This window comes from Clostridium peptidivorans (assembly GCF_900205925.1).
GTDB classification, from domain to species: Bacteria; Bacillota; Clostridia; order Clostridiales; family Clostridiaceae; genus Clostridium_AK; species Clostridium_AK peptidivorans.
Map to the genome: position 1 here is coordinate 88,512 of NZ_OAOD01000009.1, position 12,531 is coordinate 101,042.

The 12,531-nt window shown below is 30.5% G+C and carries 15 protein-coding genes; 14 read left to right on the top strand and 1 reads right to left on the bottom strand.

Features of this window, described 5'->3' with window-relative positions:
- Nucleotides 1-41 precede the first annotated feature (41 nt).
- The 3 genes from CRN98_RS09305 (at nucleotide 42) to CRN98_RS09315 (ending at nucleotide 3,639) form a co-directional block, all read left to right on the top strand.
- On the top strand, nucleotides 42-1,148 hold the full coding sequence (locus CRN98_RS09305; RefSeq protein ID WP_179632069.1) for a hypothetical protein: 1,107 nt from the start codon (nucleotides 42-44) through the stop codon (nucleotides 1,146-1,148).
- Nucleotides 1,149-1,160: 12 nt separating this feature from the next.
- Nucleotides 1,161-2,378 carry an amidohydrolase family protein gene (locus CRN98_RS09310; protein WP_097027154.1) on the top strand — a complete coding sequence of 406 codons (1,218 nt, stop codon included), beginning with the start codon at nucleotides 1,161-1,163 and terminating at the stop codon, nucleotides 2,376-2,378.
- A 172-nt stretch (nucleotides 2,379-2,550) separates the two neighbouring features.
- Nucleotides 2,551-3,639, top strand: coding sequence for a diguanylate cyclase (locus CRN98_RS09315; RefSeq protein ID WP_097027155.1), 1,089 nt, complete (start codon nucleotides 2,551-2,553; stop codon nucleotides 3,637-3,639).
- A 103-nt stretch (nucleotides 3,640-3,742) separates the two neighbouring features.
- Here the strand turns inward: CRN98_RS09315 and CRN98_RS09320 are convergent, their stop codons facing one another.
- The gene (locus CRN98_RS09320) at nucleotides 3,743-4,348 is read right to left on the bottom strand and encodes an FMN-dependent NADH-azoreductase (RefSeq protein ID WP_097027156.1); all 606 of its coding nucleotides are present in this window, start codon (nucleotides 4,346-4,348) and stop codon (nucleotides 3,743-3,745) included.
- Nucleotides 4,349-4,630: 282 nt separating this feature from the next.
- Between CRN98_RS09320 and CRN98_RS09325 the strand changes: the two genes are divergently transcribed.
- The 11 genes from CRN98_RS09325 (at nucleotide 4,631) to CRN98_RS09380 (ending at nucleotide 12,433) form a co-directional block, all read left to right on the top strand.
- Nucleotides 4,631-5,029 (top strand): hypothetical protein, encoded by a 399-nt coding sequence (locus CRN98_RS09325; RefSeq protein WP_097027157.1) that lies wholly within the window; start codon nucleotides 4,631-4,633, stop codon nucleotides 5,027-5,029.
- Between the two features lie 129 nt (nucleotides 5,030-5,158).
- Complete coding sequence (locus tag CRN98_RS09330; RefSeq protein ID WP_097027158.1) at nucleotides 5,159-5,833, top strand: HD domain-containing protein; 675 nt, start codon at nucleotides 5,159-5,161, stop codon at nucleotides 5,831-5,833.
- A gap of 185 nt (nucleotides 5,834-6,018) precedes the next feature.
- The gene (locus tag CRN98_RS09335) at nucleotides 6,019-6,834 is read left to right on the top strand and encodes an MBL fold metallo-hydrolase (protein WP_097027159.1); all 816 of its coding nucleotides are present in this window, start codon (nucleotides 6,019-6,021) and stop codon (nucleotides 6,832-6,834) included.
- Between the two features lie 73 nt (nucleotides 6,835-6,907).
- Nucleotides 6,908-7,168, top strand: a complete 261-nt coding sequence (locus tag CRN98_RS09340; RefSeq protein ID WP_097027160.1) for a TfoX/Sxy family protein — start codon at nucleotides 6,908-6,910, stop codon at nucleotides 7,166-7,168.
- A gap of 59 nt (nucleotides 7,169-7,227) precedes the next feature.
- On the top strand, nucleotides 7,228-7,650 hold the full coding sequence (locus CRN98_RS09345) for a VOC family protein (RefSeq protein WP_097027161.1): 423 nt from the start codon (nucleotides 7,228-7,230) through the stop codon (nucleotides 7,648-7,650).
- 352 nt (nucleotides 7,651-8,002) lie between these two features.
- On the top strand, nucleotides 8,003-9,391 hold the full coding sequence (locus CRN98_RS09355; protein ID WP_097027162.1) for a leucine-rich repeat domain-containing protein: 1,389 nt from the start codon (nucleotides 8,003-8,005) through the stop codon (nucleotides 9,389-9,391).
- 2 nt (nucleotides 9,392-9,393) lie between these two features.
- On the top strand, nucleotides 9,394-10,002 hold the full coding sequence (locus CRN98_RS09360; protein WP_097027199.1) for an HDOD domain-containing protein: 609 nt from the start codon (nucleotides 9,394-9,396) through the stop codon (nucleotides 10,000-10,002).
- 224 nt (nucleotides 10,003-10,226) lie between these two features.
- Nucleotides 10,227-10,781, top strand: coding sequence for a flavodoxin family protein (locus tag CRN98_RS09365; protein WP_097027163.1), 555 nt, complete (start codon nucleotides 10,227-10,229; stop codon nucleotides 10,779-10,781).
- Between the two features lie 98 nt (nucleotides 10,782-10,879).
- Nucleotides 10,880-11,230: an SdpI family protein gene (locus tag CRN98_RS09370; RefSeq protein WP_097027164.1), complete on the top strand. Its 351-nt coding sequence runs from the start codon at nucleotides 10,880-10,882 to the stop codon at nucleotides 11,228-11,230.
- A gap of 141 nt (nucleotides 11,231-11,371) precedes the next feature.
- Nucleotides 11,372-11,905 carry a GNAT family N-acetyltransferase gene (locus CRN98_RS09375; RefSeq protein ID WP_097027165.1) on the top strand — a complete coding sequence of 178 codons (534 nt, stop codon included), beginning with the start codon at nucleotides 11,372-11,374 and terminating at the stop codon, nucleotides 11,903-11,905.
- A 63-nt stretch (nucleotides 11,906-11,968) separates the two neighbouring features.
- Nucleotides 11,969-12,433 carry a DUF1648 domain-containing protein gene (locus CRN98_RS09380; protein WP_097027166.1) on the top strand — a complete coding sequence of 155 codons (465 nt, stop codon included), beginning with the start codon at nucleotides 11,969-11,971 and terminating at the stop codon, nucleotides 12,431-12,433.
- Nucleotides 12,434-12,531: the final 98 nt, after the last annotated feature.

Sequence of the window (12,531 nt, forward strand, 5' to 3'; positions counted from 1 at the left end):
CATAGTATAAATGCAATATTAATGAAAAATAGGAGATAAATATGGGGAATCAAGAAAGAAAAGATTCAAATCTCAGTGAAAAAGCTAAAAGTCAAAGAGCTAAGTGGGAAAGAATTGAAATTGTAGGGCTTATATTAGTAGTAGCATCTTTGATAACTCTCTTATTTAAGCCAGATTCATTGTCAGGATTATTTGACAAGATAACAAAGGAAGTTTTCTCAATTGTTGTTCCAATTTTTCTAACTGGTGAGGTTGGAATAGCTATCATTGTAAGTGTTATTTTAGGAAGAATTTTAGAGAGACTAGGGTTTACAGATGCTTTAATAAGGATATTTGTTCCTGTAATGAAACTATTTAAAATTAATCCATCGGTAATTATACCAAGCATATACAATATATTAGGCGATATTAATGCAGCGGGCAAAATTGCTGGGCCTATTTTAACCAAAGCAAAAGCAACTAAAGCTGAACAAAAGATTGCAATAGCAACAATGATACAATCACCACAATCCTTTGTTACTTTCGCAATTGGTCTTGTTGCTCTTTCTATATTTAATATTAATCCATTTCCTTTAATCATATTTAGCATATTTATTCCACTAATCATAATACCATTTATTTTATCAAAAACCATATATAAGGATACTAAATTGGTTGAGCTTGAAGAATTACCAAGATTTACCCCAAATACTAGAGTGCTTGAAACCTTATTCAGTTCAGCAAGAGAGGGAGCAGAACTTTTATTTCTAGTGATTATCCCAGCAGTTGCAGCAGTTTTTACTGTAATTGGATTTTTAGATTATTTGGGAATTTGGAAGTCAATTGAAAGTGGATTAAGTTCAATATTACTAATATTAAACATTGAACCTAAAACAGGTATTGTATCTATACTTGCAAGCCCAACCCTTGCAATGGCACAGCTTACTGAAATTAAAGCTGCCTTAGATCCTCGTCTTGTGGTTGGATCATTTGTACTAGCAAACTCTGGATTGCCTCTTTCAGTAATTTTTGGTCAAATTCCAATTACATGGGCTGATATTTCTGATTTAAATGAAAAAGAGGCTTTAAATGCAGCAATTATTGGGTCTGCAATAAGACTTATAAGTGCATTCTTAATAGCACTACTTTTGACTCCACTAATTTCATAAAAGGAGGAGTATATGGCAGAAAGTTATATAGTAAGGTCAGGGAAGTTAGTTACAGTTAGCGACTTAGGCACAATATATGATGGGGCAATGGTTATATCTGATGGTAAAATAAAGGATATAGGGGGATGGAATGTAATTAAAGATACTTATAAGGATTTAAAGGTTTTTGATTACAGTAATTATGTTATTACACCATCTCTAGTTGATTGTCATACACACATTCTTGAATATGCTCCAGGATCAATATATCCAGTAACAGAAGCTACACATTTAATGGGAGGGGAGTCTCTATTACTTCATACATTATCCAGTGGTATAACTGCAATAGGAGAACAAATTTGTGGTCATCCTGAGTGTAATTTAAAGTTTAGTGATTATAAAAAATATATCTCCAATTTACCAATTAATATTTCTTTTTCATTAAATAGTATATCAATTGGTTTTGACCATATAGTTCATTTTACAGCTATAACTGGATCAAAGGCTGTAGAGTTTGAAATGCTGACAAATGAATACATCTTGGGGCAAATGTCAGAACTTAATGAATATCCTGGAGAAAATATTTTTATTAATGCAACTCCTGCTAATTTAAAGGATGGAATAGTACCGAGAGCAGGGGAGATAATATATTCATGTAATCAGCTAAAAGAGATAGTTCGGATTTTCCATAATAAAAACAAGAAAATAGGCACACATGTAGCAGGCAGTGAGGGGATAAAAATGGCTCTTGAGGCTGGATTTGATGTGCTTCACCATGCCCATGGAATAACTCCAGAGCTTACTCAAATAGCATCAAAGCAAAATACATTAATTGTTGCAACACCGCTAGGAGGAACTCATCTTCCGCCAAATTCTAAAGAGGATATAGAAAATCTTGTAGTAAGCAATGTAACTGTATCAATAGCAACGGATTCATATCTTCCCCCCTCAAATAAAGCACCATGGCTAAATTTTGATGATGATAAACTTAAAGGCCCAGAAACTTTAATGAAACTTTCAAGTGCTTCCATGAAGCTTTTACATGAAAAGGGTATGAATGAAAATGAGATACTTAAATTAATCACTTTAAATGGTGCAAAGGTCCTTGGAAAAGATAAATATTTTGGAAGTCTTCAAAAGGGAATGGAAGCAAACTTTATAGTTGCAAATGGGGTACCAGGAATTGAAATTGATGATACTGAGGATATTAGAGAGGTGTTTTTTAAAGGGGACAGAGTTATTAAGAAATAATTAATAAGGCCTGCTGCTTCTTTTAATGAAGCTGGTGGGCTTTTTTAATATATAAACTTTTTAAAATAACTATTGAAAAAAATTCTATTTACTATACACTATTAATTATTGCTGTGTAAGATAAACTTATCTAGTTAAAATTATCTACTTGGAATTTGGGGGCAAGTATACTATGTTTACTCAACTATTTATAAATTCATGTATTTTGATAACCTTTATTAGCATATTTCAAAATTTTGCCATGAAAAAAGATATAAACCAAAATTCGTCAATACCTTTAAGGATTCTAATCGGAACTTATGCAGGCTTATTAGGGATTTTGCTAATGTTATTTAGTATACAAGTTACTCCTTCAATAATAACTGATTTTCGTGCCTTGCCAATTCTCTTATCTGCCCTTTATGGAGGGTTTTTACCTACAATTATAGCATCACTAATAATGGGGACTTTTCGTATTTTACATTTCGGCCTTTCTAACACATCTATAATTGCACTAATAGTTATTTTACTAATGGGAATTGGATTCAGTGCTATCAATTTAATAAAAGTAGAAAGAAAAAGTAAATGGATTTATTCCATTATATGTTCACTAATATTAAACTCTATTTCAATGATAATTCTTATTAAAGATCCAATATTTCTATTTAAAGTTTTTACTGTATACAGTATTAGTACAGTGCTTATGTCATATTTTATATTCAAATTTACAGAGTATTTAAGTGAATCTGTCCAATTATATAAAAAATTAAAAAGTGAAGCGACCATAGACTTTTTAACTGGTTTAAATAATGTAAGACAGTTTGATAATATGTTTAATATTGTGGCTCAACAGATAATAAGAAATGACGAAAATTTATCGTTATTATTTTTAGATATTGACTATTTCAAAAAAATTAATGATACATATGGACATAGCTGCGGGGATATTGTATTAAGAGATTTAGCTGTAATTTTACTTAATACATGTAGGGTTTATGATATAATATCTCGTAATGGGGGCGAAGAATTTTCTGTGCTTCTATTGAATTGCCCAGCTGCTCATGCCTTGGAAGTTGCAGAGAGAATAAGAAAAAACGTTGAAAGTAGCAAGTTTCATATTTCTGATAAAGTTAATATTAATATAACAATTTCCATAGGAATTTCAACATATCCGAATATAACTAATAATATAGATAGTCTTCTTGAACATGCCGATACTGCATTATATGAAGCTAAAAGGGCAGGTAGAAATAAAGTAGTCTTATATAATAGCAAAGATTAGTTTAATTAGGATTTGAAAGAGGAAGCTTATAAACATTTTATGAATAAATAAGCCTACGCTCACTTATAGCGTAGGCTTTCAATTTTTAGTTATTATTAGCTAATTAAAAATTCCTTGCTGTTATTTTAGCAACCATTACGGCTTTTTCAACAATAGCATAAACATCATTTCCAACAACATCTAAGGCATCAGCCGATATGGTTGTAAAATCAGTTATCCCCAAGAAAGCAAACATTGTTTTTAAATATCTATCACCCATTTCAAAGGATACATAGGGTTCAGCGTCATAATTTCCACCTCTTGAAGTAATGTTAATTGCTTTTTTACCTGTGCATAATCCTACAGGGCCTGATTCAGTATATTTAAATGTGATTCCAGTAACAGAAATATAATCAATATAAGCTTTTAGGATAGCTGGAACGCTTAAGTTCCATAATGGTTCTGCAATTACATACTTATCCGCCTCTAAAAATTGATATGCATACTTTAATATTGGATGATCTTTATCTATTCCTTCTTCAGGTTTCTTTACAGCGTCAAGGTTTCCCTTTGGAAGAAAATCTATTCCTTCATTATACAAATCCAATGTAATAATCTCATCTTCTGGATGAGCCTCTTTATATGTTTCAATAAAGATATCAGAAATCTTAAATGTTCTAGAAAGTCCATCTGACTTTGCATTTGCTTTAATATACAATACTTTACTCATATTTTACCTCCAACTTATTTAATTAGGCGTTATTAAGCTTTCTTAATTAGTATTGGTGAATATATTTTTAATATCCATTTGAAATTATTGCAATATAAAACCAATAGGGTAACAATATGTAAAATGACTATAGGTAAAAGGATAATTCTCATATTAGAGATTATGAATAGTTTTATAAAGTTTAAAGTATGAAATTTATTTTGATAATAGGAAAGTGTTAGGATAAAATGTATATATAGGAAATTTTATATTATTTTTTCAATAATGAAGGGATTGTGAAACATGGATTTTATAATAGATACATTATTTCAAATATTTTTTACGTTTTTTTGGGTAATTGGACTGTTAGTAATTTTGATTAAGGAGAAGAATAAAAAGAAATATGCATTTTTAATATTTTTTTCCCCTCTACTTATGATTTGGACGGTTTATGCCTATGCAAATATACTAACGGCCCGTTTCCAAGATATTAGCTATTATATTAATAGTGATTATAGGACTACTAAAGGAAAGTGCAGCAATGTGAATGTTAAGTCAAAAGGGACAACTCCATCCTTTGTATTGGAGGAAGAGACTTACTATTATAATCCCTGGTTTAATAAGATTCAGGAAGAGAAGAACTATAGGGTAAAGTATCTTCCAAATAGTAAATATGTTATTGAATTAGAAGAATTAAAATGAATAAAGAAGCGGAGTTAACTAGTTGGACTGTATGAAACGACAATAGAGTCGGTTGTTGAATAATTTGACATAAGAACATATGTTTGGTATTCTGTATCTGTGTAAATTTTACAAATTGGAGGGAAATATATGAATACAGAAATAAAGCATAAAAAGATTATAGAAATTGTTCAAGATAAATTAACCTGTTCAGCACATAATTTAGACCATGTATTTAGAGTTTATAATCTTTGTTTATTACTTGCAAAATATGAGAAAGATGTTAAGTTAGAAATCCTTATTCCATCAGCATTATTACATGATATTGCAAGGGTTGAAGAAAGCCAAGATAAAACGGGGGAAATTGACCATGCCGTTTTAGGCAGTGTGATTGCAGAGGATATATTAAGAAATTTAGAATATGAAGAAGATAAAATCGAGAAGATAAAGCACTGTATTATAACACATAGATTCAGAACTGGAAATGAACCTAATTCAATAGAAGCAAAAATACTCTTTGATTCAGATAAACTTGATGTTATAGGAGCAAGTGGAATTGCTCGTATTTTTATGTTAGCAGGACAATTTGGACAAAGACTAACAGTAGATGAGACATTAAATGACTATCTCAAATCTAATACTGTTGAAAATGGAAGATTAAAAGATGTTTCAAAACATACGCCTTTAATTGAATACGAAGTAAAGTTGAAAAAAATCCCAGATAAATTATATACTCAAAAAGCAAAAGAAATCGGAAAAGAAAGACTTAATTTTATGGAGAAGTATTTTAACAGATTAAAATTAGAAATAGATTGCATGAAGTAAAGTTTAAAGTATGTAAGATAGTTCGCCGCAGTAAATAATGCGACATATGGACAATATAAACAACTCAATAAATAGTAATTTGTAGAGAAGGTGAAGTCATGAAGATATTTTTACGTATGCATCCAAAGAATCGCTTATCCTCTGTGCAACTATAAATTAATATTGTACAGAGGAGTGTATATTAAATGAATAGATTAAATAAACCAGTTATTACGGAAGAAACAATCAAAGCAATGGAGGATATGTCATTTTTTACTCATGCTAAGATTTTTGACGATTTGCTAATTGTTGCACAAAAACAAACAAATTGTTTTGTATTAAAGACAAGTGATGGGTTGATAGTAATAGACGCTATTTGGCCGGCAAAAAAAGCTTTTGAGGCAATAGTAGATGCGATTAGAGATGTAGGGTGGAATCCTGATACAATAAAAAAACTGGTTTTGACGCATGGACATGTTGATCATACAGGATGTGGGAGATGGTTTGTTGAAAAATATCATGTTGATACACATCTTTCTAAAGTGGATGATATTTTTTGGAAAGAACATCCAACAAAACCTGATAGACCGGAAACGTGGAAAGATTACAAAATTGATGCTTATATTCAGGATGGTGATACCATAACATTAGGTGATAAAACAATATATGTCTACGGTACTCCTGGTCATACTCCAGGAGGATTAAGTTACATATTCCCTGTAAAAGAAGATGGAGAAATACATATGGCAGCATTATGGGGAGGTACGACACCACCGTGGACAAAGAATGAAGTGAAACAATATCTCAAGTCATTGGATTACTTTATCAGTGAAGCAATGCGTAAAAAAGTAGATGTGGCTTTAAGCAATCATACAGCTGTAGATAATGGCTTGGAACGTATTATGTATTCAAAAACAAGAATGGACTATATGCCCAATATTTATATTATCGGGCAGGATGGATTTCAAAATTACTGTCAGGTATTTCGTACATTGAGTTATGAGATGCTGGAAAAATTATGAACATAACACGAAGTCGACAAATTCCAATTTAAGGTTAAGCATTATGAATAATAATTTGAAAGGAAGTTTCATTATGGGAGAATTATCAAAACTACCAAATATCGGAAGAGAAGTTGAAAGACAGTTAAATGAAGTGGGTATATTTACTTATGATGAATTAAAAAATATTGGTGCAGAACAAGCATGGCTGAAAATACAAGAAATTGATGTTTCTGCGTGTATTCATAGATTGTTAGCACTGGAAGGTGCAATTAACGGTGTTAAGAAAACAGCGTTACCACAGGAACGTAAGGCAGACCTAAAAGATTTTTATAATTGGCATAAAGGTAAATAGTAAATTTATATGCTAGTTAATTAGCGTATTAATTTTAATAGAATAAGAGGGGAAAAATAATGATTCAATCAGTTGTACATATTGCTTTAGTAGTAAAAGATTATGATGAAGCAATCGAGTTTTACACAAAAAAGCTTCATTTTACATTAATAGAAGACACATATCAACCCGAGCAAGAAAAAAGATGGGTAGTAGTATCTCCACCAGGTTCAAATGGAACAACAATATTACTTGCAAGAGCATCTAAGCCAGAACAAGAGTCTTTTATAGGAAACCAAGCAGGGGGAAGAGTTTTTTTATTCTTAGGAACTGATGATTTTTGGCGTGATTATAATGAAATGAGAAAAATAGGAATAGAATTTGTTAGAGAACCTAAAGAACAGAATTATGGAACGGTTGCAGTATTTAAAGATTTATATGGAAATTTATGGGATTTGATTGAGTTCAATGAAGATCATCCGATGTTCAAAAGAGTTAAATAAATTTATTTTTATTACACGCAAAAGCGAAGATGAATATGAAAATATAATACCATTACCTAATATTGCAAAATATAAGAGGGATTTAGTACCTTGTATCAAAGAAGCTTTATTAAAAGCAGATACAGAAATATATAAGAATAGTATGCAGACATTAGTGTATAAAGATATCAGGTCTGCGTTACAGAAGATAAAATAAGAGGTAAAGTCCAATTTGTAGAGTTGAAGTAATATAATTTTAGCTTCAGTTATGTTGTAGCTTTCTTATTTTATGCCGCAAGAGTAATTAACTGCGAAGTAAAGATTATTTATATAATCTGCAGACAAAGTAGTAATTTGTGGGGGAAATGAGCTAATGGATAAAATTATTAAAGAATTTATGAATAACTATGGGAAAGAAAATTTTTATGTTCCAAGTAAAGAAGAAATAGCAAAAGTAAAAGAACTTTCCAATAATAAGTTGCCGCAGGAATTCCTGAATGCTTTGAGTATTTGTGCACCATCAGAAGTTATTGAGCTTGATAGTGAGTTTGTTATTTATCCAATAGAAAGAATACTAGAAGAAAATCAGGATGCAGTTCCTGGCATAAACATATTTACTCATGGTTTTTTTACAATTGCTGGGACATTAAATGGAGATGCATTATGTATTGACTTGAAAAGCAAAAAGAAGGCTGTTCATTTATGTTCACATTCATTATTGAGTGATGGGCAGGAAATCAGATTTTATAAAGGGAATATTGGAATGGTAACATTACCTCTTAATTATGAAAACATTAAGAAATGTTCAATTAAATTAGCGGTATCCTTTGAAGAATTTGTTAAGAAAATTAAGAACTATGAATTGGAGCCTGTTGATATAATAGAAACAGTCATAAAAAAATACAAACCATCAAAAACTGATGATACAGAAAAGACAAAGAAAAGTACAAAAAAGAAAGATGAAAGCCCAGTAGTGTCTATTAAAGATCAAACTTTTTTGGATTGTCTTGTTAAGGCTTGCAAAAAAAGCAGAACAGGAATAATTACACAGAAAGATATGGAAAAACTTAAAGAACTCGAGCTTCCAGGAAATATTGAATCGATTGATGGAATTGAATATGCAGCTAATTTGACCTCTTTAGGAATAGGCTTCTGCTGTGAGGATAAAAAGGACCATATGGAAGATTGGGGACCACTTACAAAGCTTCTAAAACTTAAAGAATTGGGTATATCTTGTTATGAAATAAATGATTATACATGGCTTGGAAAGTGTAAAAGTTTGGAGTCAATTTGGCTGAATGATGATGATGTTACAGATCTATCCTTTGTTAAACATCTTGAAAATTTAGAATATTTTACAGCAATGAGCAACCATATTACAGACATAACTTCATTAGCAGAACTAAAGAATCTTGAATCATTAATATTGTATGATAATCAGATAAAAGATGCTGCTCCACTCATGAGTTTAACTGCACTAAGAATCCTGGATTTGAGAAGTAATGGGATAAAGACGATAAAAGGTATATCAAATTTAAAGAATTTAGAATCACTCTCACTGGATAAAAATGAGGTTGTGGATATTTCTGAATTGGCTGGAATAACAGGTCTTAAAAGGGTTGGTTTGTCTGATAATAGAATCATTGACTGCACATCGCTAGTGGGACTTGAAAGATTAGAAACGCTAGATCTAAGAGGAAATCCATTAAAAAAGTGGAGCGGAATTATAGAGAAGAGAATAAAATGGTTTTGGATGGATTAAATATGAATAAAAAATATCCTAATAAAGATATCGCAATAAATGTTTTGAGAGAAGCGGCAAGACTAAATAAAGGAAAATGGGTACAACATTCAGAGTATGTGGCTTTGGCTTGTAAAAACATTTCTGAATGTTGTAATAATATAGACAGTAATAAGGCTTACGTTTTAGGATTGTTACATGATATAGGTCGTAGGGTTGGTGTAGTACAGGAAAGACATACAATTGAAGGATTTAAATATTGCAGTAATCAAGGTTGGGATGATGTGGCTAAAATATGTATTACTCATTCATATAGCATAAAAGATATAAGGTCTGTAATTGGTAAGTTAGATGTAACTAAGCAAGATTATGACTTTATAAAAAAGTATATTGATTCGGTAATTTATGATGATTATGATTTATTGATTCAATTATGTGATGCTTTAGCGTTACCAACAGGATTTTGTTTAATGGAGCAACGATTAGTTGATGTAACACGTAGGTATGGTATGAATGAATATACTGTTATAAGGTGGAATAAGCTCTTTGAAATAAAAGAATATTTTGAAAGAAAAATGAATTGCTCAATTTACAAAGTTTTACCCAATGTGATTGAGAATACTTTTCCTTGAAATAAAAGACAATATATGTTTGATAAAATTAATGTAAGTGTAAAATAGTAGAGTTATACTAAACCTATTCCAGGAGATATATATGATAAGATTCTTCAATGTGCATTAAAGGAAAATGACATATTAACAAAGGCAGTAATAATAATTCAGAGTCAAACTGGACTTAGAATTAATGAGGTGCTTTCCATAAATTATTTATTAATTAAATAGAGAGGTAATGATTAATGAAAACGCTCATTTTTAGTGGCACACCTAGAAAAAATGGTGATACCATGGCTTTGGTAAATGAATTTACTAACCACCTAGAGGGCGAATATAAGATTATAGATGTATATGATTGTGACATTCAACCTTGCATTGATTGTAGATACTGTTGGAAGAATGATGGTTGTTGTTTAAACGATGAAATGCAGGAAGTTTATAAATATATTCAAGAATGCGATAATATATTAATTGCATCACCACTTTACTTTTCTCAACTAACAGGTCAATTGTTGGCTATTACAAGTAGGTTGCAAACGTATTTTTGTGCAAGGTATTTTCGAAAAGTGAAACCTATTCAGAAAGAAAAAAAGGGTGGAGTAATAATAGTTGGTGGTGGAGATGGACGCATTGAAGATGCTTATACTACAGCATGTAGACTTTTACATCACATGAATTCGAGGGATATTGCACCAGTTGTTTATAGTCATGATACAAATAGTATTCCTGCTAAAGATGATACAAAGGCAATGGAAAGTTCAAGAAACTTGGCATTATTTTTTAATAATAAGTCTTAGATTTTGAATGTAGTCTGAAGCTCAAATAATTCGTATTTTTTCTTATTTTACGACGCAAAAGTAAAATATGACGAAACAAAATGGAGGGGAGATAAGTCATGGGAGTTTTAACAAGTTGTATTACGGGGGTGGTTTTGGCTATATTTGGGCTTGTATTAAGAGTGTACCCACCAGAACATATAAATAATACCATTGGATATAAAACACCTTTTGCTATGAAGAATAAAGACACATGGTATGAAGGAAATCGCTTCTGCGGAACAATGCTTTTGTTTATTGGTATTATTTTTATACCTTTCTCAATATTAATGAGATACTTATATAGAAATAATCTAAATTTGTCAGAAAGCATATCGATAGTAGGTTTAGCTATTCTTCTTATAGCAATTATCATATTTACAGAAATACATTTAAGAAAGTTATTTGATAAGAACGGAGTAAGAAAGTAATAATTAATGGATTGTTTTAGAGATTAGTTCACTTATACATATATTTTTGAGCTTTTATTATTTAAAATTGTAAAAAAATGTGATATATGAACAATATAAACAACTCAATAAATAGTAATTTAAAAGAGAGTAGTGATATATATGAGATTAGAAACTGATAGGACAGTTCTTCGTCGTTTTGAAGAGAAAGACTTAGAGGATTTATATGATTATTGTAGCCAAGAGGGTCTTGGAGAAATGGCTGGATGGAAGCATCATAGTAACCTGTTAACTTCAAAAGAAACGTTGCATAGAAATATTGAAAATAGCAATATTTTTGCAATAGAAAATAAAGAAAATAGAAAAGTGATTGGTCATATAGCAGTAAACAGTGATTCTGAGAACGGAAGAGAAGATACAAAAGAATTGGGTTTTGTACTGAACCGTAACTACCAGAATCAAGGAGTAATGACAGAAGTAATTTATCAGATTCTTGATTATCTGTTTTCTAAGGGAATAGAATATGTATATGCTTGTTGTTTTCAAAATAACAAATCATCTAAACGGTTGATTGAAAAATGTGGTTTTACCTTTGAACAAGAAGGTTCATTCTATTCAGAATCGCTTAATAAAACTTTTAAGTCATTTGAGTATGTCTATAATAAAAATGATTGGCAGCTACAGAAAAAATCTTGATAAATTCCAATTTTAGTTTTAGTAATGTAAATTAATAATTTAACAAAACTGAGGAGTATGTAAATGAAAATTAAAAAAAATAAATACGACATTATCATTAATTTTTTAAGTTTATTATGCTTAGTTGGAACAGTTATTTTTTTGATTATTTCATGGCAAACAATTCCTGATGAAATACCTGGGCATTATAATGCTGCTGGTGAGGTTGATAAAATAACAGATAAAAATTCTTTGATTGTACTTTTGGTAGTTGGATGGATTATGTTTATTGGATTATCTGTTGTAGAAAAATTCCCACAAATATGGAATACAGGAATACAAGTGACTGAGCAAAACAAAGAAAAAGTATATAGAATTTTAAAAAATATGATAGGAACTACAAAACTGTTAGTAGTCTTAGTATTTTCTTACTTGGCGTTACACTCAACCACAGGAGAAAATCTATCACCTCTATTCTTACCAGTCTTTCTAATTTTAATGTTTGGGTCTATTGGGGTATTTATCTTTCAACTAGTGAAGAATAAATAGACAAATTTCAATTGAAAGTTGAGTAATATAATATCAAAAGAAGACGGAATAAAAAGTGATTGTCAAATTCCAATAGGTGATGTTTCTTTTGAAACAAG

What these genes read in the sequence shown, in the direction of transcription:
- CRN98_RS09305 (WP_179632069.1), top strand. Translation starts at nt 42, where the DNA reads ATGGGGAATCAAGAAAGAAAAGATTCAAATCTCAGTGAAAAAGCTAAA.
- CRN98_RS09335 (WP_097027159.1), top strand. Translation starts at nt 6,019, where the DNA reads ATGAATAGATTAAATAAACCAGTTATTACGGAAGAAACAATCAAAGCA.
- CRN98_RS09370 (WP_097027164.1), top strand. Translation starts at nt 10,880, where the DNA reads ATGGGAGTTTTAACAAGTTGTATTACGGGGGTGGTTTTGGCTATATTT.
- CRN98_RS09320 (WP_097027156.1), bottom strand. Translation starts at nt 4,348, where the DNA reads ATGAGTAAAGTATTGTATATTAAAGCAAATGCAAAGTCAGATGGACTT.
- CRN98_RS09375 (WP_097027165.1), top strand. Translation starts at nt 11,372, where the DNA reads ATGAGATTAGAAACTGATAGGACAGTTCTTCGTCGTTTTGAAGAGAAA.
- CRN98_RS09365 (WP_097027163.1), top strand. Translation starts at nt 10,227, where the DNA reads ATGAAAACGCTCATTTTTAGTGGCACACCTAGAAAAAATGGTGATACC.
- CRN98_RS09345 (WP_097027161.1), top strand. Translation starts at nt 7,228, where the DNA reads ATGATTCAATCAGTTGTACATATTGCTTTAGTAGTAAAAGATTATGAT.
- CRN98_RS09340 (WP_097027160.1), top strand. Translation starts at nt 6,908, where the DNA reads ATGGGAGAATTATCAAAACTACCAAATATCGGAAGAGAAGTTGAAAGA.
- CRN98_RS09330 (WP_097027158.1), top strand. Translation starts at nt 5,159, where the DNA reads ATGAATACAGAAATAAAGCATAAAAAGATTATAGAAATTGTTCAAGAT.
- CRN98_RS09310 (WP_097027154.1), top strand. Translation starts at nt 1,161, where the DNA reads ATGGCAGAAAGTTATATAGTAAGGTCAGGGAAGTTAGTTACAGTTAGC.
- CRN98_RS09315 (WP_097027155.1), top strand. Translation starts at nt 2,551, where the DNA reads ATGTTTACTCAACTATTTATAAATTCATGTATTTTGATAACCTTTATT.
- CRN98_RS09380 (WP_097027166.1), top strand. Translation starts at nt 11,969, where the DNA reads ATGAAAATTAAAAAAAATAAATACGACATTATCATTAATTTTTTAAGT.
- CRN98_RS09325 (WP_097027157.1), top strand. Translation starts at nt 4,631, where the DNA reads ATGGATTTTATAATAGATACATTATTTCAAATATTTTTTACGTTTTTT.
- CRN98_RS09360 (WP_097027199.1), top strand. Translation starts at nt 9,394, where the DNA reads ATGAATAAAAAATATCCTAATAAAGATATCGCAATAAATGTTTTGAGA.
- CRN98_RS09355 (WP_097027162.1), top strand. Translation starts at nt 8,003, where the DNA reads ATGGATAAAATTATTAAAGAATTTATGAATAACTATGGGAAAGAAAAT.